This is a genomic window from Arthrobacter sp. Y3222053 (assembly GCF_059092805.1).
Window position 1 is genome coordinate 749,994 of the sequence record NZ_JBNHIA010000001.1, and the last position, 25,214, is coordinate 775,207.

Genomic DNA, 25,214 nt, shown 5'->3' on the forward strand with positions numbered 1-25,214 from the left:
CATGTTTGAAAGATTTACCGACCGTGCCCGTCGCGTTGTCGTGCTTGCCCAAGAAGAGGCACGCATGCTCAACCACAACTACATCGGCACCGAGCACATCCTGCTTGGGCTCATTCATGAGGGCGAAGGGGTTGCCGCCAAGGCCCTCGAGTCGCTGAGCATCTCCCTCGGTGCCGTCCGTGAGCAGGTGCAGGAGATCATCGGCCAGGGCCAGCAGGCCCCCTCCGGCCACATCCCCTTCACCCCCCGCGCCAAGAAGGTGCTGGAGCTGTCGCTGCGGGAAGCGCTGCAGCTCGGCCACAACTACATCGGCACCGAGCACATCCTGCTCGGCCTGATCCGCGAGGGCGAAGGCGTGGCCGCCCAGGTCCTGGTGAAGCTGGGCGCCGACCTGAACCGCGTGCGGCAGCAGGTCATCCAGCTGCTCTCCGGCTACCAGGGCAAGGAGCCGGTCTCCACCGGCGGCCAGCAGCAGGAAGGCCAGCCCGCCGGCTCGGTGGTGCTGGACCAGTTCGGCCGCAACCTCACCCAGGCCGCGCGTGAAGGCAAGCTTGATCCGGTGATCGGCCGTGAACACGAGATGGAACGCGTCATGCAGGTCCTCTCGCGCCGCACCAAGAACAACCCCGTGCTGATCGGTGAGCCCGGCGTCGGCAAGACCGCCGTCGTCGAGGGCCTGGCCCAGGCCATCATCCGCGGCGACGTCCCCGAGACCCTTCGCGACAAGCAGCTGTACACCCTGGACCTCGGGTCCCTGGTGGCCGGTTCCCGCTACCGCGGCGACTTCGAGGAACGCCTGAAGAAGGTCCTCAAGGAGATCCGCACCCGCGGCGACATCATCCTGTTCATCGACGAGATCCACACGCTCGTGGGTGCAGGTGCCGCCGAGGGCGCCATCGACGCGGCTTCGATCCTGAAGCCGATGCTGGCCCGCGGCGAGCTGCAGACCATCGGCGCCACCACGCTGGATGAGTACCGCAAGCACATCGAGAAGGATGCCGCGCTGGAGCGCCGCTTCCAGCCGATCCAGGTCAAGGAGCCGTCGGTGGCGCATGCCATCGAGATCCTCAAGGGCCTGCGCGACCGTTACGAGGCACACCACCGGGTCTCGATCACCGACGCCGCGCTGTCCTCGGCCGCCACCCTGGCCGAGCGCTACATCAGCGACCGCTTCCTGCCGGACAAGGCCATCGACCTGATCGACGAGGCCGGCGCCCGGCTGCGCATCCGCCGGATGACCGCTCCGCCGGAGCTGAAGGAGATCGACGACCGCATCTCCGAGCTGAAGATGGAGAAGGAATCGGCCATCGACGCGCAGGACTTCGAGGTGGCCGCGGCGCTGCGGGACAAGGAGCAGAAGCTCCAGGACCAGCGCGCCGAAAAGGAACGCCAGTGGAAGTCCGGCGGCCTGGACGACATCGCCGAGGTGGATGAGGAACTCATCGCCGAGGTGCTGGCCAACTCCACCGGCATCCCCGTGGTGAAGCTGAACGAGGAAGAGTCCACGCGGCTGCTCAAGATGGAAGATGAGCTGCACAAGCGGGTCATCGGCCAGGACGAGGCGATCAAGTCCATCTCGCAGGCCATGCGGCGTACCCGTGCCGGCCTGAAGGATCCGAAGCGCCCCGGCGGCTCGTTCATCTTCGCCGGCCCCACCGGCGTCGGCAAGACCGAGCTCGCCAAGGCCCTCGCCGAGTTCCTGTTCGGCGACGAGGATGCCCTGATCACCCTCGACATGTCCGAGTACTCCGAGAAGCACACGGTGTCCCGCCTGTTCGGTGCCCCTCCCGGATACGTCGGCTACGAAGAGGGCGGCCAGCTGACCGAGAAGGTCCGGCGTCGTCCGTTCTCCGTGGTCCTGTTCGACGAGGTGGAAAAGGCCCACGCGGACCTGTTCAACTCGCTGCTGCAGATCCTCGAGGACGGCCGCCTGACCGACAGCCAGGGCCGGGTGGTGGACTTCAAGAACACCATCATCATCATGACGACCAACCTCGGCACCAAGGACATCTCCAAGGGCGTCATGACCGGCTTCCAGTCCGGCACCGACACCAAGACCGGTTACGACCGGATGCGGGCCCGGGTCACCGAGGAGCTGCGCCAGCACTTCCGCCCCGAGTTCCTCAACCGCGTCGATGACACCGTGGTGTTCCCGCAGCTGACCCAGGAAGAGATCGTCCAGATCGTGGACCTGTTCCTGGAGCGGCTGGGCAAGCGCCTGGCGGAGAAGGGCATGAGCATCGAGCTCACCCCCGCCGCCAAGGTCCTGCTGGCCACCCGCGGCTACGACCCCGCCATGGGTGCCCGGCCGCTGCGCCGGACCATCCAGCGCGAGATCGAGGATCAGCTCTCCGAGAAGATCCTGTTCGGCGAGCTCAAGCCCGGCGAACTGGTCTCCGTCGATGTCGAGGGCGAGGGTGACGAGGCGAAGTTCACCTTCATCGGCCACGGCACCCCGAAGGCCCTGGAGGAAGCTCCGCCGGCCATCGAGGCCGGAGTTCCGGGCGACTGACTCCATCGCTGACAGGCACACGCGGTAAAGGACCCGGCGGGCAGCAGCCCGCCGGGTCCTCCCGTGTTTCGGGACAGGATTTGCAGCCCGCGGTACGGGCGGTCCTAGACTGAACCGGTGACTTCCGCGCCGTCCCTGACCATCCGCCGGGCCCGAACCTCCGACGTGCCCGGCATCCGGGCGCTGGTCGCCCCGCTGGCGGAGGAGCGCATCCTGGTCGCGAAGGAGGCCGTGGCCTACTACGAGGCGCTCCAGGAGTTCCGGGTCGCCGAGGACGCCGCGGGGCGCATCGTCGGCTGCGGCGCCCTGCACGTGATGTGGGAGGACCTCGGCGAGGTCCGCACCCTGGCCACCGATCCCGCCGTCCGGGGGCTCGGCGTCGGGCATCGGCTGCTGGAGCAGCTGCTCGACGACGCCGCCGAGCTCGGCGTCAGCCGGGTTTTCTGCCTCACCTTTGAGGTCGCCTTCTTCCGCCGCCACGGCTTCGAGGTGATGGCCGACCAGCGCGCCGTCGACCCCGAGGTCTACTCCGAACTGCTGCGTTCCCATGATGAGGGCGTGGCCGAATTCCTGGACCTGGCGCGGGTCAAGCCCAACACCCTGGGCAACACCAGGATGATCTGTCAGCTGACCGACCGTATCTGAGCCCAGGTCTCCGGAGCGGGCCCCGGTGGCGGAGTGCCCCGTTCCACGATAAGGTAAGGGTACTTAGCATCATTCGACGGAAGGAGTCCACCATGGGCGCAGACGACAAGATGCAGAACAAGGCCGAGAACCTCGGCGGCAAGGTCAAGGAAGGCCTGGGCAAGGCCACCGGCAACGAGCAGATGGAAGCCGAAGGCCACGGCGACCAGGCCAAGTCCAGCGTCAAGGACGCCGGCGAGAACATCAAGGACGCCTTCAAGGGCAAGTAGCCCCGGCCGGCGGACGCGCTCCACGAAGCGTCCGCCCCGGAGCGGCAGACGCTTTATCAGCGGCGGCGGGAAGGGAAGCTCCTTCCCGCCGCCGCTGTCGTCCGTGCACCGCATGAACCCTGTTGCCCCACCGTCCGGGCGGAGTAGGGTGGGGCGCAAATGTGCGGGCGGTGTTCCCCGGCCCGTGCCCGGCAGGAGGAGCCCGCCCGTGAAGAAGCTCATCAATGATCCCCGGGAGGTCGTCGCAGACTCCCTGCGGGGTTTCGGCCTCGCCCACCACGACCTGGTGAAGGTGCATACCGACCCGGACTACGTGGTCCGCCGCGATGCGCCGGTCCGGGGGAAGGTCGCCCTGGTCTCCGGCGGGGGCAGCGGCCACGAACCGCTGCACTCCGGTTACGTGGGCCGCGGCATGCTCGACGCCGCCGTTCCCGGGGCCGTGTTCACCTCGCCGACCCCGGACCAGATCCTCCCGGCCATCCAGCACACCGATGCCGGAGCCGGGGTGCTGCTGATCGTCAAGAACTACACCGGCGACATCCTCAACTTCGAAACCGCGGCCGAACTCGCCGTCGCCGAAGGCCTGGAGATCCGCACCGTGGTGGTGAACGACGACGTCGCCGTCGAGGACTCCACCTACACGGCCGGACGGCGCGGAGTCGCCGGAACCGTGCTTGTGGAACGGATCGCCGGCGCCGCCGCCGAACGCGGCGACGATCTCGACGCCGTCACCGCCGTCGCGGAGCGGGTCAACGCCGGTGTGCGGTCCATGGGAGTGGCCCTGACCGCCTGCACCGTCCCGCACGCCGGAGAGCCCAGCTTCACCCTGGCCGAGGACGAAATCGAACTCGGCGTGGGGATCCACGGGGAGCCCGGCCGGCGCCGGATGCCGATGGAGACGGCCGACGCCATCGCCGACCAGCTCATCACCCCCGTGCTGGGCGACCTCGACGCCGCCGACGGTTCGCGGGTGCTGCTGTTCGTCAACGGCATGGGCGGCACCCCGCTCAGCGAGCTCTACATCCTCTATGCCCACGCCGCGCAGGTGCTCCAGGACCGTGGCCTGCACGTTGAACGCTCGCTGGTGGGTAACTACATCACCGCCCTGGAGATGCAGGGTGCCTCGATCACCGTGCTGGTGCTCGACGACGAAATGATCGATCTGTGGGACTCGCCGGTGCACACCCCGGCCCTGCGGTGGGGTGCCTGAGATGGCCGCCGACGCCGCCTGGGCGGTGCAGTGGATGCGTGACAGCGCCGAGGTGCTGGCCGCGAACCGGCAGCGGCTGATCGACCTGGACCGGGAGATCGGCGACGCCGACCACGGCGAGAACATGGACCGCGGGTTCACCGCCGTCGTCGGGAAGCTTGATGCCGCTCCGGAGCCGCCGGCCGCGCCCTCCGATGTGCTGAAGACGGCGGCCATGACCCTCATGTCCAAGGTGGGCGGCGCGGCCGGCCCGCTCTACGGGACCGCCTTCCTGCGCGCGGCCACCTCCACCGCCGGCAAGGCCGAGCTTGGCGGAACCGACGTCGCCGACATGGTGGAGGCCGCGCTGGGCGGGCTGACGTCGCGCGGCAAGGCCGAACCCGGCGACAAGACCATGGTCGATGCGTGGACGCCGGCGGCTGAGGCCGCGCGCCGTACGGCTGAGCACGGCGGCGACGCCGCCCAGACCCTGGCCGCCGCCGCCGACGCCGCCGAGGAGGGCCTGGCGGCCACGGAGCCGCTGACCGCGCGCAAGGGCCGCGCCAGCTACCTGGGTGAGCGCAGCGCCGGTCACCTGGACCCGGGCGCGGCCTCCACTGCCCTGATCCTCAGGGCGGCCGCCCGTGCGGCGGGGGCGCCGGAATGACGGTGGGCCTGGTGATCGTCTCGCACAGTGCCCGGCTGGCCCAGGGCGTCAGGGAACTGGCGGCCCAGATGGCCGCCGACGTGCCCATAGCAGCGGCCGGCGGCACGGACGACGACGGCATCGGCACCAGCCTCGAAAAGATCCTCGCCGGAATCGCCGAGGTGGATACCGGCGACGGGGCGGTCCTGCTGACCGACCTGGGCTCAGCCGTGATGACCGCGGAGTCGGCCGTGGAGTTCCTGGACCCGGAGCAGCAGGAACGGGTGCGGATGGCCGACGCGCCGCTCGTGGAGGGAGCCGTGGCGGCGGCCGTCGCGGCCCAGGGCGGGCGCGGGGTGGCAGAAGTGGTGGCAGATGCGGAGGCCGCCGGGGGAGCAGGGGGTCGGGCCGAGGCGCCGGCCGCGGACGGACGCACCCGAGACGACACCGACCCCGACGACGGTGCCGTGCACCGTGGGGCGTGGACGCTGGTGAACCCCATGGGGCTGCATGCCCGGCCGGCCGCCGCGGTGGCCCAGGCCATGGCGGACCTGGATGCCGACATCACGATCAACGGCGTGGACGGCAAGAGCGTGATGATGCTGATGACGCTGGGCCTGCGCCAAGGGCAGACGCTGGAGGTCGAAGCCACCGGACCAGATGCCGAACGGGCGGTGGAAATCCTCGGCGTCGAAGTCCGCAACGGCTTCGGCGAGATCTAGCCGCAGGTCCAGCAGCTGGATCCGGCCGCAGGTCAGCCCGGCAGGCGGATCCCGGCCGGCTGCTCCTCGGCGAGCCGGTCCGCGAGCAGCCCGGCCAGCGCCCGCTCCATCTGTTCGGCCGGGGCCTGGAGCCCGTGCAGGCGCGCCAGCGGCGCCAGCTCCGTGTCCGCATCGGGCTCGACCAGGTCCACCGGGCCCTGCAGCAGCAGGCCGCGTGGAACGGGTCCGGACGCGGCACGCAGCACCGCCATCATCGCACCGCGCACCTGCCGGTCGGTGCCGGCCCACGCCTGGCCGCGCGGCACGTAATCCGGCTCCGGGCGTCCGGCCGCCACCCAGGCGCATTCGGCTCGCACCGGGCACTCATCGCAGCGCGGCGAGCGGGCCGTGCAGATCAGGGCCCCCAGCTCCATGACGGATGCGTTCCACTTCACGGAGTCCGCCCGTCCGGCGGGCAGCAGCTCCTCGGCCAGGCGCATCTCGGCTGCCGTCAGTGACCGTGCCGGCAGCGCCCGGCCGGAGACCGCCCGGGCGTGCACCCGCCGGATGTTGGTGTCCACCACGGTTTCCCGCCGGCCCCAGGCGAACGCCGCAACCGCGGCGGCGGTGTAGTCTCCGACGCCGGGCAGTTCGAGCAGCTGCTCCCGGTTGTCCGGCACCGTGCCGCCGTGGTCCGCGGCAATGGCCCGGGCTGCGGCATGCAGCCGAAGGGCGCGCCGCGGGTACCCCAGCCGCCCCCAGGCCCGGACGGCCTCCCCGGCCGGCTCGGCGGCAAGGTCCTCGGGTCCGGGCCAGCGCCGCATCCATTCCTCCCAGACCGGCAGCACCCGCACCACCGGCGTCTGCTGCAGCATCACCTCGCTGACCAGCACGCCCCAGGCGGTGCACTCCTGCTTCCGCCAGGGCAGGTCCCGGGCGGCGTGCCCGAACCATTCCGGAATCAGCCGATGCAGCTGCTGAACCGTCGAACCGGTCTCCACCGTGGTGCCTCCTCTTTGCCGACCCCCTACTTTACTGCCGTGCTCTGCGGCGCTCCGTGCCGTGCCGCCGTGACAGACAGTGATTCCGGCCGCCACCGGCGTGCCCCGCCGCCCTATGCGTCCCGGGGTCCCTAGCCTTAAGTCATGGCAGGAAACCCGGATCCCAGGCGCAGCGGCACAGTCGGGCGATCCTCCCCCGGCGGGCCGAAGCGGCAAAGCCCGGCGGTGTACCGGCGTCGCCGGCTGGCCGCCCTGCTGGCCCTGCTGCTGCTGGCAGGCATCGTCTTCGGCGGCATTGCCGTGGTGCGGGCACTGACCTCCGGCGGGGACACTGCGTCGGCCGGGCCGGCGCCCTCCGCAGCGCCCGCCCCGTCACCCGCGGCCACCCCGGGAACGACGGAGGGGGCGGCGCAGGAGGGGGCGGAGCCGCAGCAGACGGGCGCGGCCGACGGCGCCGACAACGGGGAGCCGGGGCGCAACGAGTGCCCGGCCGGGGTGATTCGGGTGGAGGCAGGCACCGACTCGCCGGTCTACGCGGCCGGGACCAGTCCGCTGCTGACGCTCAGCGTGACCAACACCGGCTCCGAGCCCTGCGACATCAACGTGGGAACCAGCCGGATGGAATTCCTGGTCACCAGCGGCTCGGACCGCATCTTCTCATCGGTGGACTGCCAGGAGCCCGGAGAGGACCTGTGGAAGGCTTTCGAACCCGGGGCGACGGAATCGGCGGTCCTGCCCTGGGACCGCATACGGTCAGCCCCCGGCTGCGCGCCCGTGCCCGGGAACCCGGCACCGGGGACCTACGTTTTCACCGCGGCCCTGGGGGCGCTGACCAGCGAAAAGGCAGTGTTCCAGCTCGAGTAGCTACATGAAGCGGTCCAGCAGGCTGGTCTCGGCGATCCGGGACAGGCCCTCCCGCACGGTGCGGGCCCGCTGTTCACCGATGCCCTCGACCTGCATGAGGTCTTCGATGTTGGCCGCCATCAGGTTCTGCAGCCCGCCGAAATGCTCCACCAGCCGGTTGGATACGGCGGGGGGAACGGACTTGATGTTGCCCAGCAGCCGGTAGCCGCGCGGCTGGACCACTGCCTCCAGCGAGTCCTGTCCGGGCTGGAAACCCACCACGGCGGCGATCTTGCCCAGGTCCACCATGTCGGAGGGGCTCAGCCGCTGCAGCGTGGCCACCTGCTCGTCGACGGCCAGCTCGCCGTCGGCCAGATGCATGTAGTCCCGGATGATCATGTCGCTGCCCGGGCCCAGGCCGGCCGTAAGCTCCTCGAGCTGGAGGGAGAGCAGGCGGCCGTCCACACCGAGCTCCAGCACGTACTGGGCGATCTCCTCGGAGATCCGCCGCACCATTTCCTGCCGCTGCAGCGTGACCGCGACGTCGCGGACGGTCACCATCGCCTCGATCTCCAGGGCGGACAGCGAGTTCGTCACCTGGTCCAGCCGCGACCGGTAGCGTTCCAGCGTGGCCAGCGCCTGGTTGGCCCGTGCCGCCACCGGCTCGGAGCCCTCCAGCACGTGGCGCAGCCCGCCGACGTAGAGCTGGATGATCTGCATGGACTGGCTGACCGAGATGACCGGAAAACCGGTCTGGATGGCCACGCGCTCCGCGGTGCGGTGGCGGGTGCCTGATTCGTGGGTCTCGATCGTGTGGTCGGGGACCAGCTGCACCGCGGCCCGCAGGATGCTCCGGGCCTCCTTGTCGCAGACGATGGCGCCGTCCATCTTGGCCAGTTCCCGCAGCCGGGTGGGGGAGAAGTCGATGCCGATGTCGAAGCCGCCGGAGCAGATCGAGTCGACGGTACGGTCGAAGCCGAGCACGATGAGCGCGCCGGTGCGGCCGCGCAGGATGCGCTCCAGCCCGTCGCGCAGGTCGGTGCCGGGCGCGACCCGCGCCAAGGTGGCCCGGAGTGCGTCCTCGGGCGTGCGTGCCATGTTAGATCCTTCCGGCCCTGGGCCCGGGGGCGGTTTCGGGCACAGTTATGCTCAGACTTTCCCATCCTAGTGGGCGCACGGAGCGTCCCGAGGCCGGAAAAGGTCACATGACGGCCGCGGTTTCGGCCGCCGCCCGGGTAGTTTCCGCCTAGAACAGCAGTTCGAGGGCCTCGCCGAGGGTGCCGACCTCCCGCACCTTGAACCCGGCGGGCACCTGGCCCGGACCGTTCGGGGAGGCCGGGACCACGGCGTGGGTGAAACCGAGCCGCTCCGCCTCGTTGATCCGGCGGCTGATCCCCGGCACCGGCCGGACCTCGCCGGCCAGGCCCACTTCGCCGAAGGCAATCAGCCGGGCCGGCAGCGGCTTGTCCATCTTCGCCGAGGCCATGGCCAGGGCCACCGCCAGGTCGGTCGCCGGCTCGGTGAGCCGGACCCCGCCCACCGTCGCCACGTAGCTGTCGTCCTTGGCGAGGTTCATGGACGCCCGCTGCTGCAGGACCGCCAGCAGCATGGCCACCCGCGCGGAGTCCAGGCCGCTGGTGGCGCGGCGGGCCTGCGCGTTGCCGGTCTCGGCGAGCAGGGCCTGCACCTCGGCCACGAGCGGACGCCGGCCCTCCAGGGTCACCGTGATGCAGGTGCCCGAGACGGGGTCCTTGGTCCGGGAGACGAACAGCCCGCTGGGATCCGCCAGGCCTTCGATGCCGTCTTCGGTGAGGTCGAAGCAGCCCACCTCGTCGGTGGGCCCGTACCGGTTCTTCACCGCACGGACCAGCCGCAGCCGGGAGTGCCGGTCGCCGTCGAACTGGCAGACCACATCCACCAGGTGCTCGAGCAGCCGCGGCCCGGCGATGGAGCCGTCCTTGGTGACATGGCCGACCAGCAGGGTGGTCATGTTCCGGGTCTTGGCGGCGTTGATCAGCGACGCCGCGACCTCGCGGACCTGGCTCACGCCGCCGGCGCTGCCGTCGACCGCGGTGCTGCTGAGCGTCTGCACCGAGTCGACCACCAGCAGCCCCGGATCCACCTGCTCCACCTGCCCCAGGGCCTGGGCGAGGTCGGTCTCCGCGGACAGGTACAGGGCGCTGCTGACGGCGTTGATCCGTTCCGCGCGCAGCTTCACCTGGGCGGCGGATTCCTCGCCCGTCACATACAGGACCCTGCGGCCCTGCCCGGCCACCCGCGCGGCGACGTCGAGCAGCAGCGTGGACTTGCCGACGCCGGGCTCGCCGGCGAGCAGGATCACGGCCCCGGGCACCAGCCCGCCGCCGAGCACCCGGTCCAGCTCGCCCACGCCCGTGGGCTGGTAGGCGGCGGTGGCGGCGTCGACCTCGCCGATCGGCAGGGCGGGGCGGGCCACGGTGGCCGCTGCGGTGGTGCGGGCGACGGTGTCGACGGCTTCCTCGACGGTGCCCCAGGCCTGGCACTCGCCGCAGCGCCCCACCCATTTGGCGGTGGTCCAGCCGCATTCGGTGCAGCGGTAGTTGGCGGCGGCGCGGGAACGGGTCTTGGTGGCCATGGCAAAAGGCTATCCCGGGGCGCCGACACCGCCGGGGTCAGACCTCCGCCAGGTAGGACACCGCCTCGTCGTGGGACAGCCCGGTGGATTCCAGCAGGTCCACGAGCATGGGGCGGAAGAGCATGATCAGGGCGTCGCCCTGCGGATTGGTCACGTCCATGGCGCGCGGTTCCAGGCGCATTCCGACGGCGGCCAGCGCGTTCCGGGCGTGGCGCAGCAGGCGCTCGCGGGTGTCGGTGGATTCATGCCCGCCCAGCGCCCGGGCGAGGATGTCCACGGCCTCCGCAGTGTCCTGCAGCACTTCGGAGACGTTCTCGATCGCGTCGTCGCTGAGGGAGGCGTGGTTGATCACGGACGCCGCGCGCCGGGCCAGCACCCGGCTGTTGCGCACCGCCAGGTCAAGGTAGCTGATCGACCCGCGCAGGTCGCCCAGTTCCGCCAGGTGGCGGCGGTAGGCGGGGGAGAGGCGGGCGATTTCCCTGGCGTCGCGGACGCTGCGCTCGAGCAGGTCGAGCTGGGGCTGGGTGTTGCGGGCCCGCACGAGGGCGTGCCAGGCGGCGGTGGAGTCGCTGCGCGCCACGGCCTCGCCGGTCTGCCGCAGCACGGCCGACAGCTCCTGCAGCAGCTCCCGCACGGCGGTCCGCGGCTCCCGCCGAGGATCACGGGGCGCCAGCATCGTGACCAGCAGCGCGAACAGGCCGCCGACGACGGCATCCACGCTGCGGGTGAACGCCCCGCCCTCCGGAGCGGGCAGGAGCACCACCAGCAGCGACTGCAGGCCGAGCTGGGTGGTGAAGATGACGCCGCGGTCCAGGAAGCGGGCGAGCATCACCGAGACGAACAGCACGATGGCGGCCTGCCACAGGCCCGGGCCGAGCAGGGTCAGCAGCAGCTCGCCCACGGTGATGCCCAGGGTGCAGCCGATGCCGACCTCCAGCACCCGCCGGGTACGCGGTTCGCGCGAGAAGCCCAGGGAGACCAGGGCCGCCGTGGCGGCGAACAGGGGGCCTTCGTGGCCGAGCACGTATTCCGCGAAGGCGTAGGCGCCGACCGCGCAGATCGTCATCTGCAGGGCGGGGACCAGGGAGTTCCGGCTGCGCCGCAGCCCCACCTTGAAGCGGTTGCGCAGGAACCCCCGGCTTCGGGACAGGCGCTCGCGGGCTGGCATGGGTCCAAGTCTATGCGGCGGGCAAACGTACACGGAGGCTCCTCCGCTCTGTGACGGCCTGCAGCGCCGGGCGCGTGCCGGCCACCGAAACTTCCCCGGCCGCTCCCCGGCCGCTCCCCGGCAGTTCACCTGCCGTTCACCTTCGGGGTGCAGTCTCGTTTATGGGGAATCCCTCCCCGGACACAAAGGGTCCACCGGCGCCGGACCGGCCACATGGCATCCATCCCCTGGAAGGGACAGAAGTGAAAGCAATGCGTTTCGGCCGTACCGCGGCCGTCCTCTCGGTGGCCGCATTCGGTTTGGCGGCGTGCGGCAGCGACAGCGCCGCCCCGGCGGCGGGCAACACCGCCGGCGACAGCACCAGCACCATCACCGGCACCCTCTCGGGTGCCGGAGCATCGTCGCAGGACTCGGCCATGCAGGCCTGGATCGCCGGGTTCGCAGCGGCCCACCCCGGCGCGTCCGTGCAGTACTCGCCGGACGGCTCCGGCGCCGGGCGGGACGCGCTGCTGGCCGGCGGCGTGCAGTTCGCCGGATCGGACGCCTACCTTGACGATGAAGAGGCGGCCGCCGCCCTTGAGGCCTGCGGGCCCGACGGCGCCCTCCACGTCCCCGCCTACATCTCCCCGATCGCCGTGGCCTTCAACCTGCCCGGCGTCGAGACCCTGAACCTGGACGCGGCCACCCTCGCCTCCATCTTCCGCGGCGACATCACCGCCTGGAACGATCCGGCCATCGCCGCCCACAACGAGGGCACCGAACTGCCGGACACTCCGATCACCGTGGTGCACCGCGCCGACGACTCGGGAACCACCACCAACTTCACCGAGTACCTGGCCGCCGCCGCGCCCGAGGTCTGGACCGACGAGCCCGACGGCGAGTGGCCCGAGGCGCTCGGCGGCTTCGAGAACGGCCAGGGCACCAGCGGCGTCGTCTCCGCCGCGTCCGGCACGGAGGGCGCGATCACCTACGCCGACGCATCCGCCGTCGGCGGGCTGGGCACGGTCGCCCTTGAAGTCGGCGGGGAATACGTCGCCTACAGCGCCGACGCCGCCGCCAAGGCCGTGGAGGCGTCCTCACCGGTCGAGGGGGAGCACCGGCCGGAGGCCGACATGGCCATGCAGCTGGACCGGACCACCACTGAAGCCGGCGCCTACCCGCTGGTCCTGGTCTCCTACCATGTCTTCTGCACCAGCTACGAAAACCAGGAGGCCGCGGACCTGGTGAAGGCCTTCGGCCACTACGTGATCAGCGAGGAGGGCCAGTCGGCCGCGGCCGACGCCGCGGGCAACGCTCCGCTCTCCGAGAACCTCAGGGAACAGGCGGAGACCGCCATCGACTCCATCCAGGCCGCGTCCTAGCGGATTCCGTCACAGCCCGGGCCTCCCCCGATCCGGTTTCCCGGACCGGGGGAGGCCTGCGGCGGGACAGGCCGCCTCCCGACTTCGGTAAGGTAAAAGTGGCCACCGGCGAAGTCCCGAACACCAGATCCCGTAACGTTCGCCGACAAGTTTGTTGAAGGGTATTTCAGTGACCAGCAAGTCCCTCAAGGGCGCCAATGACAGCGCCGGCCGGGCCGGAGACAGAGTCTTCTCCGGGGCCACCCTCTTCGCCGGCTGCCTGATCCTCCTGGTCCTCTTTGCCGTCGCCGTCTTCCTGCTCTGGCAGGCGCTGCCGACGTTCAGCGCACCGGGCGAGGACATCACCGGCGGACACGGGTTCCTCAGCTACATCCTGCCGCTGGTGGTGGGCACCGTCATCGCGGCGTTCATCGCCCTGGTGATCGCCACTCCGGTGGGCCTGGGCGTGGCCCTGTTCATCAGCCACTACGCGCCGCGGCGCCTCTCCCAGGGCCTGGGCTACCTCGTGGACCTGCTGGCGGCGATTCCGTCGGTGGTCTACGGCGCCTGGGGCATGCTGGTCCTCGCCCCCGCACTGGTGGGTCCGTACAACTGGCTGGCCGAGAACGCCGGCTGGATCCCGCTGTTCTCCGGCCCGGCCAGCCAGACCGGCAAGACCATGCTGACGGCGGGAATCGTCCTGTCCGTCATGGTGCTGCCGATCATCACCTCGCTGTCCCGCGAGATCTTCCTGCAGACCCCCAAGCTGCATGAGGAGGCCGCCCTGGCCATGGGTGCCACGCGCTGGGAGATGATCCGGATGGCGGTCTTCCCCTTCGCCCGCCCCGGCATCATCAGCGCCGTCATGCTCGGCCTGGGCCGCGCCCTGGGCGAGACCATGGCCGTCGCCCTGGTCCTGTCCTCCGGCGGCCTCATCGCCAGCCTGATCCGGCCGGGCAACCAGACCATCGCCGCCGAGATCGCCCTGAACTTCCCCGAGGCCTACGGCCTGCGCCTCTCCGAGCTGATCGCCGCCGGCCTGGTGCTGTTCCTGATCACCCTCGCGGTGAACATGATCGCCCGCTGGATCATTGCCCGCCACAAAGAATTCTCCGGAGCCAACTGATGAGCCAGACCGTCCTGAACCGACCGGCCGCGCTGCTGTCCAAGAACCGGCTGCCGGGCTATGCCGTCTGGGTGGTGCTCGGCGCCGCGATCGTGCTGGGGGCGGCCCTCTCCGCCCTGATCGGCTTCAGCATCGCGTCCTTCGCGATCCTCTCCGCCGTCCTGTTCGTGCTCGGCGCCACCGCGGTGACCGGGATGGTCGAAGGCCGGCGCAAGGCCGTCGACCGCCTCGCCACCTACCTCATCTACGGGGCGTTCATCGTGGCCCTGGTGCCGCTGGTCTCGGTGATCTGGACGGTGCTGGCCCGCGGCCTGCCCGGCCTGTCCCCGGACTTCCTGCTCACCTCGATGGGCGGCATGACCGGCTCGGTGGACAACAACACCGTGGAAACCGGCGGCCCCGTCCTCGGCGGCGCCTACCACGCCATCGTCGGCACCCTCCAGATCACCTTCTGGGCCACCTTGATCTCCGTGCCGGTGGGCCTGCTCGCAGCGGTCTACCTGGTCGAATACAGCAGCGGCGGGCCCCTGCCCCGGGCCATCACCTTCTTCGTGGACGTGATGACCGGCATCCCCTCGATCGTCGCCGGCCTGTTCGCCGCCGCGTTCTTCGGCCTGATCCTCGGGCCCGGCGCCCGCATGGGCATCGTGGCCGCCGTCGCGCTGTCCGTGCTGATGATCCCGGTGGTGGTCCGCTCCACCGAGGAGATGCTCAAGATCGTTCCCAACGAGCTGCGTGAGGCCTCCTACGCCCTGGGCGTGCGCAAATGGCGCACCATCGTGAAGGTGGTCATCCCGACGGCGATCTCCGGCATCGCCTCCGGCGTCACCCTCGCCATTGCCCGCATCATCGGCGAGACCGCGCCCCTGCTGGTCACCGCCGGCTTCGTCAACACCATCAACTTCAACGCGTTCTCCGGCTGGATGACCACGCTGCCGACCTTCATCTACCGGCAGCTGATGAGCCCCACCTCGCCGACCAATACCGACCCCAGCACCCAGCGGGCCTGGGCGGCGGCGCTGCTGCTGATCCTCACGGTGATGCTGCTGAACCTCGCCGCCCGCCTGATCGCGCGCATTTTCGCCCCGAAGGCCGGGCGCTAGGCGCCGGGACCTGCAAAGAAAAGGAACCACAGTGTCCAAGCGAATCGATGTCAAGGACCTCAACGTCTACTACGGCGACTTCCTGGCCGTGGAGGACGTGAACATCAACATCGAGGCCCGGTCCGTCACCGCCTTCATCGGCCCCTCCGGCTGCGGCAAGTCCACCTTCCTGCGCACCCTGAACCGGATGCACGAAGTGCTTCCCGGCGCCCGCGTCGAGGGTGAGGTGCTGCTGGACGGAGAGAACCTCTACGGCCCCGGCGTGGATCCGGTCACCGTCCGCACCCACGTCGGCATGGTCTTCCAGCGGCCGAACCCGTTCCCCACCATGTCCATCCGCGACAACGTGCTGGCCGGCGTCAAGCTGAACAACAAGCGGATCTCCAGGTCCGATGCCGACGACCTGGTGGAGAAGTCGCTGCAGGGCGCCAACCTGTGGCGTGAGGTCAAGGACCGGCTCGACAAGCCCGGCTCGGGCCTCTCCGGCGGCCAGCAGCAGCGCCTGTGCATCGCCCGCGCCATCGCCGTCTCGCCCGAGGTGATCCTCATGGACGAACCCTGCTCGGCGCTGGATCCGATCTCCACGCTCGCCATCGAGGACCTCATCGAGGAGCTCAAGAGCGACTACACCGTGGTCATCGTCACGCACAACATGCAGCAGGCCGCCCGGGTCTCGGACAAGACGGCGTTCTTCAACATCGCCGGCACCGGCAAGCCCGGCAAGCTGATCGAATACGACGACACCGCCACGATCTTCAGCACCCCGTCCCAGAAGGCCACCGAGGACTACGTCTCCGGCCGCTTCGGGTAGGCCCGGGACGTTCGTCAGCCCAGCAGGGGGGACAGGGCGAGGAACAGGATGCCGCCCAGCACCGCCACGGCCGGCGCGGTGGCCAGCCAGGTCGCCAGGATTTCGCGGAGCACGGACCGGCGCAGCGTGGAGAACCGCTGGTTGACGCCGGCGCCCACGATCGCGCTCGTCATCAGCTGCGTGCTGGACAGCGGCATGTGCAGCCAGAGGCCGCCGAGGAACAGCATGCTCGAGCTGACCGCCTGGGCGCTCATGCCGCGCAGCGGATCCACCCGGACCAGGTTGTAGCCCAGCGTGTGCGTCAGCCGCCAGGAACCGAACAGGGTGCCGGCGGCCAGCGCGGTGCCCGCGAAGATCTGCACCCAGAGCGGGATGGCCGCCGTGTCGGCGGCGCCCGCGGCGGCCAGGGCCAGCACGATCACGGCCATGGTCCGCTGCCCGTCCTGCAGCCCGTGGCCCAGGGCGAAGGCCGAGGTGAACACCGACTGCGCCATCCGGTTGCCGGCGTCGCCCCGCCGCGGGGAGCTGTAGCGCATCAGCCAGCTGGCGGGAAAGACCAGCAGGTAGGCCAGGGCGAAGGCGATCAGCGGGGACAGCAGCAGCGGCAGGGCGATCTGTTCCCAGATCACCCGGGCCGAGCCGGAGATGTTCTCGCCGCCGACCAGCGTGGCAGCCGCACCCGAGCCTACGATGCCGCCGACGAGGGCGTGGGTCGAGGAGGAGGGAATCCGCCGCCACCAGGTCCACAGCCCCCAGCTGCAGGCCGCCAGCAGGCCGGCCAGCAGGATGCCGAGCCCGCCGGTGCCCGCCGGCAGCTCCACGAACCGGACCGTGAGCGCGACGGCGAGGGCGGTGCTGAGCAGGCTGCCCGCCAGGTTGAAGCCGGCGGCCAGGCCGGCGGCGATCCGCGGGGTCAGGGCCCGGGTGCGCACGGACGTGGCCACCGAATTGGAGACGTCATGGAAGCCGTTGATGAAGGCGTAGGCCCCGGCGATGAGCACGGTGGCGCCCAGCAGGACGGTGGTCACCTACGATTCACGCACCAGCACGCCGCCGACGTAGGTGGCAGTGGAGCGCAGTCCGGACACCACCGAGGCCAGCTGGTCGGCCAGGTCGCGGTGGCGGGCGTACGCGGCGGGCTTGAGGTCCTGCAGCATCTCAGCCACCCACATGCGGTGCGTGCGTTCAGCCCGCTTGGTCAGGCGCAGCATCTCGATCCAGTACTCTTCCAGGTCCTGCAGCGAGGCCAGGCGACGCATGGCGGCCACGGTCAGCTCGGACTGGCGGCTGATCACCTCCAGCACCTCGGCGGCGCGGCGGGAGAGCTTGGCGGGCCGGTACAGGCCGATGATCTCCGCTGCTCCGTCAAGGCGCTCGACGGCGGTGAGCAGCAGCAGGGACAGCTCGTACAGGTCTTCCCGGGGGAGGGGATTGATGAAGCTGGTGCGCATCTGCGTCATCAGGGCGAAGTGCAGATCGGTGGCTTCGGCTTCGATCCGGTGCATGTCTTCGACCAGCCGGTCGAAGCCGTCGGGGTCTGCTCCCAGCATCTCGGCCAGGACGGCCGTGCCGTCCAGCAGCTGCCCGGCGGTCCGGGACAGCAGGTCAAGGCCCGCGGTGTCCTGGGGAAACAGGCGGAGCTTCACGACGCCGGGTGCGGCTCGGTGATCATCACATCCAGAAGAATATCGGATGTCTGGGGCGGGGCGGCCGCTGCCGGCCCCGGACAGAGTAATGGTGCCGAACCGGGAGCGCCTCTCGGCGGAAGGCCGCTCGCAGCGGCTAAAGGTTGAAGCCCGGGGGTTCCACGGTCCGACACCAGTTTCAGTCTTCTACTCGCCGTGGATGATGTCAACACGGAGGCCGGGCCCGGTGGCGGGTCTCACAGCAGCGCCGTTCAGTCCAGTTCTCCGCGCCGCCAGGCACGGGCGGACGCCTCGAGGTCTTCGGCCGTGCGGACCAGCTGCCGGGCGTTGCGTGTCAGCGCGGTGGCGCGCCCGCTGTGGGCTGCCTCCGCGTCATCGGCGTGGTGGGTCTGTCCGAGGGCCACCACCCGGCAGAACGCGGCAAACCGTTCCAGGGCAACGTCGAAGTCGCCCTGGAAGGCACCCGAGAGGATGGTGTCGGCCATGCCGCGGACCTCCGAGGCGCCGAGCGGTTCGGCCACGCCGGCGACCACCTTGGACACCTGTGCAACGTCCTTGCCTGCGGCGTAGTACGCGGCCACCCGCTCAGGATCCTGCTGGACGGCGGCGCGGAGCGCATACAGGCGCCACAGGGCCCCGGGAAGGGACCGGGCCGGGCTTTCGGCCCACAGCTCTGCGATGGACTCCAGGCCCTGGCGGTCGGCCAGTTCGACCAGGCGCCGGGTGATCTCCGGGTCATCGGCACGGCGGCCGTGGTGGACCAGCGCCTGGGCGGCGAGGTGCGCGGCCTCGGAGACCCGGGCCGGATCGGCGCCGCCGGCGAAGTTCGCAAAGTCCTGCGGAGTGAACGGCTTGGGCTTGTGATGGCGGGGAGGTTGGGATGAGGACTCGCTCATGCTTCGAGAATACTCCCGCGGGCGGCGCCGGATCGAGGCGGATCAACGGTCCCCGGGTCGGCACCGCAGACGACGTCGGCCGGCGGGTTTTCCCGCGCCGGGTTCCGGTGGGATAAAGTAAAAACGCTGATTCGTGCCGGCCCTTCGGAGCCGGCGTCCGGATCGGTGGCGGGCCTTTAGCTCAGTTGGTAGAGCAGCGGACTTTTAATCCGCGGGTCGTGGGTTCGATCCCCACAGGGCCTACGGCAAAGTGCCCCTGGAACATTGGTTCCGGGGGCACTTTTTTGCTGTCCAGGGGCGGTTGCGGTTCAGTTGCCGGCACCGGGAAGGGTGCGCGGAGTGGGTGCCTTCGCCGTGGATTCCGTGTCGAAGTTCAGGAGCTTGTGCCGGCCGTCGCAGAACGGCTTGATGGCCGAGCCGCCGCAGCGGCACAGCGCCACCGTTTCGCGGTCCCGCGGCACCGGTTCCCCCTCGGGCGTGACGATTTCGAAGTTGCCCCGCACCAGCAGCGGTCCGTTGGGGTAGGCAACAATCGAGGCGGCGGCGGCGTCGTCGGTCTGGTTGTCCCGGCTCATGCGGGCACTCCTTCGGCCAGGGCGGCGGCGTCGAGCGCGGCGCCGGCGGCTCCGGAACCGCCGTCGGCAGCCTCCGGGAAATACAGTGCGGAGCGCCCTTCCTTCCACGCCTCGAGCTGTTCCCGGCCGGCCAGTGCGTCCAGGGCCAGCACGGTGCAGGCGCCGAAGACGACGTCGGCCAGCAGCTCGGGCTCGGCCTCCACCAGCCCGCCGGCCAGGTCGCGTGCGGCGATCTGTTCGTGCACGGCATCGGCTTCCACATGCTCATCGAAATAGTGCACGACGGCACCGTCGAACCCGTGCCGGCGGAAGCCGCGGGCGTAGAAGGAGTTCGGTATCGACGAGGTCATTTCGAAGGCTGCCAGGTGCCCGGCCACCGCGCCGCGCAGCCGGCGGTTCAGCCCAAACAGGCTCATGGCGTTGTTGGCGGCCAGCACCAGGGCCGGGGCACGGTCCAGGTAGCCGCCGTACGAGCTGTCCAGGCCCAGGCCGTCCATGGTCACGGCGAACAGGTGCGAGTGCATCTGGTCCGCCCGGCCGCCGCCGTATTCATCCGCCTGGATCTCCACCAGGGCCGCCTTGGCCCGGCCCACCGGCAGGCGCGGTATCGCCCAGCTGTGCGGATCGGCCTCCCTCAGCTGGTAGATGGAGCGCAGCATCAGGAACTCGCGGAGCTGGTCCAGGGTGGCCTTTTGGCCGATGAAGCGGGACACGGACGGCCCGTCGTCCTCAGCAGCCAGGGCGAAGAGCAGCTCCGACACCGCCGCCGCCGTGGGCTCCGGGAGGTCGGGAAGGGTCACCGCGGCGCGCAGGGCCGTTTCGAAGGCCGTCTCCAGCACGCTCCGCAGCCGGATCAGCTCCGGATGCCACTCCGCGTCGGCCGGCACACCGGGCAGCCCGCCGTAGTACAGCTCGTAGAGGCAGTACAGGCTCAGCTGCAGGTCGTTGTCCCGAAGCACGTCGGTGCCGGCTTCAATCCTGCGCTCCGCCAGGGCGAGCAGATCCGCAGTGCGGTCGTCGCAGGCGGTGTCCAGGGTTCCCAGGGCGTCCAGCAGGGCGGCGCTCAGCGGCCCGCGGGCCTGCGGCATGGGCATCGTCATGGTCTATCCTCAGCTCCGGCGCTGCCGGGGTCGGGGCGGCGGGCCGTGGCGGCACCGCTGGGAACAATCAGCATACTTGGTTCGGCGCGGCGCGCGGGCGTGGTCCGGGGACGTTGCCAAGCGGCGTCGAACGGCATGAAATGGAGGCAGGCCGGAGCGCGGGGACGCCCCGGCCGCAGGCACCGGCGGAAAGGAAGCCAGGCGATGACGGGCCCGGGAGAGTGGCTGCAGTTCATTGCCGCCCTGGTATTGATGGGCGGCGCGGCCGGCGGGACCGCCTGGTTGGCCGACGCCTCGCTTCGGCGCACGGGCGACGACGAGGCCGAAGACACCGAACGACTTTTCTGGGTGGTGCTCACCGGTGCCCTGGGCATGGTGCTGGGCGCGGTCTGGGCGGCCCTGGTCCTGCCGCAGCTTGCCCCGCTGGCCGGCGCGGTCCTGCTGGCTTCGGCCGGAGGCGCCGCCTGGTGGACCCACCGGAGGCGGCGTGCGCTGCTGGCACAAAGGAGCCGCCGGCTGCAGCGGCGGCGGCTGGACTCGCTCGTGGAACGGCACGAGCTGGTGCTGGAGCAGTGGCGCAGCTACGAACTGGATCCCTTCAAGGCCCTGGAGCGGCCCGGCCTCAGCGATGTTTCCCAGCCGCTGACGAGCTCGCTGATCCGCGCCATGCGTGAGGCGGAGGGGGCCCGGGGCCGGGCCCTGGAGCAGGCCTCCGACCAGCCCTCGTATGCCCGCGCCGTCGAGGCGCTGGAAACCGCGTGGCGGCGGCTGGACGGCGAAGCCGGACGCGGGTGAGCGGCGTCGGGCTATGGCCAAAACCGCCCGCCGGTGGCAGGCTCTGTCCATGGAACACAGGCGGGCAGATGTGCAGGTGCGGCGCAATGACGAGCTGGACCGATACGAGCTGCGGGTGGACGGTGAGCTGGCCGGCATTGCCGACTTCGTCCCGGAGGGCGGTGCGGTCGCGCTGACCCATACGGTCGTGGAACCGCGCTTTCGGCACCAGGGCTGGTCCTCGCAGCTGGCGCAGTACGCGGTGGAGGACATTGCCGGGCAGGGCCGCAGGATCAAGCCGTACTGCTCGTATATGGCGCGGTATCTCGAAAAGCATCCAGGGTACAGCCACCTGGTCTCCTGGCCGCAGGAACCCTGAGGGCCCCACGGCGCCGTCGTGAACCGCGGCGTTAATTGGAGCTGGCTCCCCGCTCTGCATATGGGGGGAACGCAGAAGGGGGAGCCAGTGCCACAACTATACTGGGTGCCGTGGGGATAAATCCAATCAGGGGGCGGGGTGCGCCATGTCCGTGAGCGCAAAGGCCTTCACCGCCTGGCGCCAGCTGGCCGCTCCCGGGGAGTCCACGGCCGACCTCTGCCGGCTCGCCGGCATCAAACGCTCCACCCTCGCCCAGCAGCTGGTCCGGGGAAAGGTCTCGGAGTCGACGGTGGTCCGCGTGGCGCGTGCCTGCGACCAGGAACCGGTCCAGGCGCTGTCCTACTTTGACGAGTACTCCGGATTGGCGGCGGGCGTACGCCCGCCGCTCGACGCCGAGCTGATCAGCCAGGTCAACTACGTCAGCATCCTGAAGGTGCTGGTCGCCCGCAGCGAGGGCGAGGACCGCATGCCGGAGCTCTCCGCCTATCCGCATCCCTATTCCGTCCGCGCCTGGTTCGACGCCGTGGACCCCGGCGACCTGCGCCAGCGGCTTGCGGCGGAAACCGGGGTGGCACCGCAGAATCTGTCCGCGCAGCTGCAGGCGGGCCGGCTCAGCCCGGAACTGGCCGTCGCCGCCGGACGGCTGGCCGGCGTGTCGCTGGCCAGCGGGCTGGTGGTCACCGGAGTGCTCACCCCGGACGAGGCCGGGTGGCCGCTCCAGGGCCGGGAGCAGGCACTGTTCCGGCTCAGCGCGTCCGAACTGGTCCTGCTGGCGCGGGATCGGCTGGAGGTCCTGGGCAAGGCGCTGAGGAAAATGGAACACGACGAAAACCGCAAACAGACCCTGTTGGAGAATCTCGGATGAATGCCGCCACGGCAATGCAGTGGGCCGCTTTGGTGATTACGGCCGTGGGATTCGTGGTGCGGGTCCCGGCCGCGGTACGCGGACGGAGCCGGGCGATGACCGTGTGCCTGCTGCTGCTGACCGTGTCCATGGCACTGAGCCTGCCCGTTTTCTATGAACCGGTGGACGCCTTCCTCGGCGGCGGGAATGTGGCAAATCTGCTGCTGAGATTCTGCCTCTATGTCATTTTCCTGATTTTGGGCTCCCGGATGGCGGTCGCCTTCGACGCACCCCGCGCAGGACGCCTTGTCGTCGGTCCCGTGGGCTGGTGGGTGTTCGGCATCGTGGGGGCGCTGACCGTGCTGACCTTCGTGCTGAGCGACCTGCCGGAGACCCGGACGGGGCTGGTCGGGTACGACTATCAGTTCAGTGTGGAGCTGTACGCCACGCTGGGGCGCCTTTATCCCGGGTATGTGGCCGCCTGCGTGGCGGTTGCCGCGGTGGCGACAGCTGCCCGCTCCGGCTATCCGGGCCTGGCGAGGGTCGCGGCCGGGCTCATCGCCCTCGGGCTGCTGAAAGTGGTCCTTTTCGTGCTGCTCCGGCTGACGCCCGTGGAGCTGGGAGACCTGAATTTCTACCTGCCGTTCTGCGCGGTGATAGCAGTCACGCTGGGCCTCATGGTGATCCAGGGCGTGCATTGGCGGCAGCAGCGGGACCGGCGGAACCTGCTGGCTTCCATTAACGCCGTGCGGCCGCATACATAACACTTTCGAAACGGCGTTCACATTAACATGATCGTGTGCCAGAATAATGAATATGTAACGTCCGCTGCCTGTGGGGGGTCAGCGTGAAGTTACAGCCGAAGCCAGCGGCCTAACCGCCGCTGGCTTCGCCATGTCCGGCACTATCCGGGATTCCTTCGCTTTCCAGCGCGCTTTCCGCGGCATATTCCGCAGCCGTGAACGGCTACTGCGCGTCCAGGTCCGTCTCCAGGACCTTGACCAGTTCGTCCAGGGCTGTCTCGGCCCCGTCTCCCTCGGCCCGCAGCACCACCACGTCTCCGTTGGAGGCGCCCAGGCTCATCAGGGCAAGCATGCTGGCCGCATCCATCGCCTCCTCCGCCGGCTCGCCGTCCATCCCGATGGTCACATCCACCGGCTGCGCCGCCGCCGCCTCGGCGAAGATGGAGGCCGGGCGCGCATGCAGCCCGACCCGGCTGGCAATGGTCGCTTTTCGTTCCGCCATGTTCTGCCTTCCTTTCCCTGGACCGCGGCCCCGGCGGGGCGCGGAGTTCATCGAGCAACAGAGGCCGGGCTAGAGGCCGAGCTGTTCCAGCACCGGAAGCCGGGAGCGGACCAGCGTCCTGGCCTCCGTGGCGGTCGCGGCGGCGAGGGCCCGCGCCGCCAGCTCACGGGCCTCCTCGATGGTCACGGAGGACAGGACAGCCCCTACCGTGGCCAGCGCCCGTGGCGTCATGGAGAGCGTGGTGACGCCCATGCCGGCCAGGACGACCGCCAGCGCCGGATCCGCGGCCGCTTCGCCGCAGACCCCGACCGGGCGGCCCTCCACGCCGTCGCCGGAGCCCTGCCCCGCCCGGCGGCCGCCGTCGACGGTTCGGGAGATCAGCTGCAGGACGGCGGGCTGCCAGGGGTCGTTGAGGGCGGCAAGGGTGCCGAGCTGGCGGTCTGCCGCCATCGTGTACTGCGTCAGGTCGTTGGTGCCCAGCGACGCGAACCGGACCCGGCGCAGGATGGCTTCCGACATGACGGCCGCCGCCGGGACTTCGATCATCACTCCCGGCACGGCCAAACCTGCGGCCGTGCACATGACAGCGAAATCGGCGGCCTCCTCGGCGGTCGAGATCATCGGCGCCATGACCCACACATCTGCTCCGTGGGTCCCGGCGGCTTCGGCGATCGCCTGCAGCTGGCGTTCGAGCACTCCCGGAAACGCCCGGTCGGTGCGGAAGCCGCGTACGCCCAGGGCGGGGTTCGGCTCGCTGATATCCGTCAGGAACGGCAGCGGCTTGTCGGCGCCGGCGTCCAGGGTGCGGACCACGACCTTGCGGCCCGGGAACGCCGCGAAGACCGAGCCGTAGGCCTGCACCTGCTCCTCATGGGAGGGCTCGGTGTCCCGGCCCAGGAAGCAGAATTCGGTGCGCAGCAGCCCGACCCCCTCCGCTCCGGCGGCCGCGGCCTTCTCGGCATCCTTGCCCGAGCCGACATTGGCCAGCAGCGGGACCCGGTACCCGTCCGACGTCGCGCCGGTCCCGCTGAAGGGCGGCAGCGAGACCCGCGAAGCGTACTTCTGCGCGGCCTCCCGCTCGGCGACCCCCGGGTTGACCACCACGGTGCCGGCCGTCCCGTCGAGGAAGACCTCGGCGCCGTCGGCGATGGAGTCCGCGCTCAGCGCCCCGACGACGGCGGGCAGGCCGAGCGAGCGGGCCAGGATGGCGGTGTGGGACTGGGGGCCGCCGCCGCTGGTGACCAGGCCGATGATCTTCTTCGGGTCCAGGGTGGCCGTGTCCGCCGGGGCCAGCTCCTCCGCGGTGAGGATGAACGGCACCTCCGAGTCCGGAATGCCCGGGGCCGGCAGCCCGTCGAGCCGGGCGACGATCCGTGCCCGGACATCGAGTACGTCCTGGGTGCGCTCGGCCATGTAGCCGCCCAGGCCCTGCAGCATGGCCGCAACCTCCATGCCGGCCTCCCAGACGGCGCGCTCGGCGCTCATCCCCTGGTTGATGTGCTTGCCGGCCGCCTTGAGCAGCATCGGGTCGGTGGCCATCATGGCCGTCGCTTCGAGGACGGCCTTCGAATCGCCGGATGCGGTGGAGGCCCGGTGCCGCAGGTCCTGCTGCACGGCTTCGGCGGCATCACGCAGGCGTTCCTTCTCGCCGTCGACGGTGCTGTCCGAGCCGAAACGAGCATCGGCGGCCGGCTCCGGCACCGGCGGCGGCATCCGCCGGGAGGGGCCGAGGACCCGGCCGGCGCTGACGCCGATTCCCTTGATGGTGCGCATATAGCTGCCTTCCT

At 70.4% G+C, this 25,214-nt stretch carries 26 protein-coding genes and 1 tRNA gene; 16 read left to right on the plus strand and 11 right to left on the minus strand.

All coding sequences use genetic code 11. The features are described from left to right. Position 1 precedes the first annotated feature (1 nt). The 6 genes from AC5RUW_RS03560 (at position 2) to dhaM (ending at position 5,983) form a co-directional block, all read left to right on the plus strand. Entirely contained in the window at positions 2-2,512 is a 2,511-nt protein-coding gene (locus AC5RUW_RS03560) for an ATP-dependent Clp protease ATP-binding subunit (RefSeq protein WP_494006461.1), read from the plus strand. A gap of 117 nt (positions 2,513-2,629) precedes the next feature. Then, positions 2,630-3,157, plus strand: a complete 528-nt coding sequence (locus tag AC5RUW_RS03565; protein ID WP_494159416.1) for an amino-acid N-acetyltransferase — start codon at positions 2,630-2,632, stop codon at positions 3,155-3,157. Between the two features lie 92 nt (positions 3,158-3,249). Then, positions 3,250-3,426 carry a CsbD family protein gene (locus AC5RUW_RS03570; protein ID WP_227903213.1) on the plus strand — a complete coding sequence of 59 codons (177 nt, stop codon included), beginning with the start codon at positions 3,250-3,252 and terminating at the stop codon, positions 3,424-3,426. Between the two features lie 208 nt (positions 3,427-3,634). Further along, positions 3,635-4,636, plus strand: coding sequence for a dihydroxyacetone kinase subunit DhaK (gene dhaK, locus AC5RUW_RS03575; RefSeq protein WP_494159417.1), 1,002 nt, complete (start codon positions 3,635-3,637; stop codon positions 4,634-4,636). Between the two features lies 1 nt (position 4,637). Then, positions 4,638-5,282, plus strand: coding sequence for a dihydroxyacetone kinase subunit DhaL (dhaL, locus tag AC5RUW_RS03580; RefSeq protein WP_494159418.1), 645 nt, complete (start codon positions 4,638-4,640; stop codon positions 5,280-5,282). Beyond that, positions 5,279-5,983: a dihydroxyacetone kinase phosphoryl donor subunit DhaM gene (dhaM, locus tag AC5RUW_RS03585; protein ID WP_494159419.1), complete on the plus strand. Its 705-nt coding sequence runs from the start codon at positions 5,279-5,281 to the stop codon at positions 5,981-5,983. The genes dhaL and dhaM overlap by 4 nt, the downstream gene beginning before the upstream one ends. Positions 5,984-6,015: 32 nt before the next feature. On the opposite strand, the gene AC5RUW_RS03590 is transcribed toward dhaM, so the two are convergent. Next, a complete protein-coding gene (locus AC5RUW_RS03590; RefSeq protein WP_494159420.1) occupies positions 6,016-6,963 on the minus strand; it encodes an HhH-GPD family protein in 948 nt (315 codons plus the stop codon). A gap of 144 nt (positions 6,964-7,107) precedes the next feature. Here AC5RUW_RS03590 and AC5RUW_RS03595 point away from each other — a divergent pair, with 144 nt between their 5' ends. Then, complete coding sequence (locus tag AC5RUW_RS03595; RefSeq protein ID WP_494159421.1) at positions 7,108-7,827, plus strand: hypothetical protein; 720 nt, start codon at positions 7,108-7,110, stop codon at positions 7,825-7,827. On the opposite strand, the gene disA is transcribed toward AC5RUW_RS03595, so the two are convergent. The 3 genes from disA to AC5RUW_RS03610 form a co-directional block, all read right to left on the minus strand. Beyond that, entirely contained in the window at positions 7,828-8,904 is a 1,077-nt protein-coding gene (disA, locus tag AC5RUW_RS03600; protein WP_494006469.1) for a DNA integrity scanning diadenylate cyclase DisA, read from the minus strand. 148 nt (positions 8,905-9,052) lie between these two features. After that, entirely contained in the window at positions 9,053-10,420 is a 1,368-nt protein-coding gene (gene radA, locus AC5RUW_RS03605; RefSeq protein WP_494006470.1) for a DNA repair protein RadA, read from the minus strand. A 37-nt stretch (positions 10,421-10,457) separates the two neighbouring features. After that, positions 10,458-11,588 (minus strand): FUSC family protein, encoded by a 1,131-nt coding sequence (locus AC5RUW_RS03610; protein WP_494006471.1) that lies wholly within the window; start codon positions 11,586-11,588, stop codon positions 10,458-10,460. Positions 11,589-11,830: 242 nt separating this feature from the next. Here AC5RUW_RS03610 and pstS point away from each other — a divergent pair, with 242 nt between their 5' ends. The 4 genes from pstS to pstB all read left to right on the plus strand — a co-directional run bounded on the left by pstS (position 11,831) and on the right by pstB (position 15,968). Beyond that, the gene (gene pstS, locus AC5RUW_RS03615; protein ID WP_494159422.1) at positions 11,831-12,949 is read left to right on the plus strand and encodes a phosphate ABC transporter substrate-binding protein PstS; all 1,119 of its coding nucleotides are present in this window, start codon (positions 11,831-11,833) and stop codon (positions 12,947-12,949) included. A 169-nt stretch (positions 12,950-13,118) separates the two neighbouring features. Beyond that, a complete protein-coding gene (gene pstC / locus AC5RUW_RS03620; protein ID WP_494159423.1) occupies positions 13,119-14,054 on the plus strand; it encodes a phosphate ABC transporter permease subunit PstC in 936 nt (311 codons plus the stop codon). Next, complete coding sequence (gene pstA, locus AC5RUW_RS03625) at positions 14,054-15,157, plus strand: phosphate ABC transporter permease PstA (RefSeq protein WP_494159424.1); 1,104 nt, start codon at positions 14,054-14,056, stop codon at positions 15,155-15,157. The genes pstC and pstA overlap by 1 nt, the downstream gene beginning before the upstream one ends. A 31-nt stretch (positions 15,158-15,188) precedes the next feature. Further along, the gene (pstB, locus tag AC5RUW_RS03630) at positions 15,189-15,968 is read left to right on the plus strand and encodes a phosphate ABC transporter ATP-binding protein PstB (RefSeq protein WP_494159425.1); all 780 of its coding nucleotides are present in this window, start codon (positions 15,189-15,191) and stop codon (positions 15,966-15,968) included. 14 nt (positions 15,969-15,982) lie between these two features. Here the strand turns inward: pstB and AC5RUW_RS03635 are convergent, their stop codons facing one another. From AC5RUW_RS03635 to AC5RUW_RS03645, 3 genes are all read right to left on the minus strand, one after another. Continuing rightward, on the minus strand, positions 15,983-16,996 hold the full coding sequence (locus AC5RUW_RS03635; protein WP_494159426.1) for an inorganic phosphate transporter: 1,014 nt from the start codon (positions 16,994-16,996) through the stop codon (positions 15,983-15,985). Beyond that, positions 16,997-17,614 (minus strand): DUF47 domain-containing protein, encoded by a 618-nt coding sequence (locus tag AC5RUW_RS03640; protein ID WP_494159427.1) that lies wholly within the window; start codon positions 17,612-17,614, stop codon positions 16,997-16,999. Between the two features lie 251 nt (positions 17,615-17,865). Then, positions 17,866-18,510, minus strand: coding sequence for a hypothetical protein (locus tag AC5RUW_RS03645; protein ID WP_494159428.1), 645 nt, complete (start codon positions 18,508-18,510; stop codon positions 17,866-17,868). A gap of 170 nt (positions 18,511-18,680) precedes the next feature. On the opposite strand from AC5RUW_RS03645, the gene AC5RUW_RS03650 reads away from it, so the two are divergent. Continuing rightward, positions 18,681-18,753, plus strand: a tRNA-Lys gene (locus AC5RUW_RS03650). Between the two features lie 65 nt (positions 18,754-18,818). Here AC5RUW_RS03650 and AC5RUW_RS03655 read toward each other — a convergent pair. Further along, entirely contained in the window at positions 18,819-19,085 is a 267-nt protein-coding gene (locus AC5RUW_RS03655; protein ID WP_494159429.1) for a CDGSH iron-sulfur domain-containing protein, read from the minus strand. Further along, positions 19,082-20,179, minus strand: a complete 1,098-nt coding sequence (locus AC5RUW_RS03660; protein ID WP_494159560.1) for an iron-containing redox enzyme family protein — start codon at positions 20,177-20,179, stop codon at positions 19,082-19,084. The genes AC5RUW_RS03655 and AC5RUW_RS03660 overlap by 4 nt, the downstream gene beginning before the upstream one ends. Positions 20,180-20,389: 210 nt before the next feature. Between AC5RUW_RS03660 and AC5RUW_RS03665 the strand changes: the two genes are divergently transcribed. From AC5RUW_RS03665 to AC5RUW_RS03680, 4 genes are all read left to right on the plus strand, one after another. After that, entirely contained in the window at positions 20,390-20,980 is a 591-nt protein-coding gene (locus AC5RUW_RS03665; protein ID WP_494159430.1) for a hypothetical protein, read from the plus strand. A 49-nt stretch (positions 20,981-21,029) separates the two neighbouring features. Continuing rightward, on the plus strand, positions 21,030-21,338 hold the full coding sequence (locus tag AC5RUW_RS03670; RefSeq protein ID WP_494006481.1) for a GNAT family N-acetyltransferase: 309 nt from the start codon (positions 21,030-21,032) through the stop codon (positions 21,336-21,338). Positions 21,339-21,483: 145 nt separating this feature from the next. After that, the gene (locus tag AC5RUW_RS03675) at positions 21,484-22,203 is read left to right on the plus strand and encodes a hypothetical protein (RefSeq protein ID WP_494159431.1); all 720 of its coding nucleotides are present in this window, start codon (positions 21,484-21,486) and stop codon (positions 22,201-22,203) included. Continuing rightward, positions 22,200-22,946 carry a hypothetical protein gene (locus AC5RUW_RS03680; protein ID WP_494159432.1) on the plus strand — a complete coding sequence of 249 codons (747 nt, stop codon included), beginning with the start codon at positions 22,200-22,202 and terminating at the stop codon, positions 22,944-22,946. The genes AC5RUW_RS03675 and AC5RUW_RS03680 overlap by 4 nt, the downstream gene beginning before the upstream one ends. Positions 22,947-23,148: 202 nt before the next feature. Here AC5RUW_RS03680 and AC5RUW_RS03685 read toward each other — a convergent pair whose 3' ends face one another. Together AC5RUW_RS03685 and ptsP are read right to left on the minus strand one after the other, a co-directional pair. Further along, positions 23,149-23,427: an HPr family phosphocarrier protein gene (locus AC5RUW_RS03685; protein ID WP_494006484.1), complete on the minus strand. Its 279-nt coding sequence runs from the start codon at positions 23,425-23,427 to the stop codon at positions 23,149-23,151. A gap of 69 nt (positions 23,428-23,496) precedes the next feature. Then, the gene (ptsP, locus tag AC5RUW_RS03690) at positions 23,497-25,200 is read right to left on the minus strand and encodes a phosphoenolpyruvate--protein phosphotransferase (RefSeq protein ID WP_494159433.1); all 1,704 of its coding nucleotides are present in this window, start codon (positions 25,198-25,200) and stop codon (positions 23,497-23,499) included. Between the last annotated feature and the right edge of the window lie 14 nt (positions 25,201-25,214).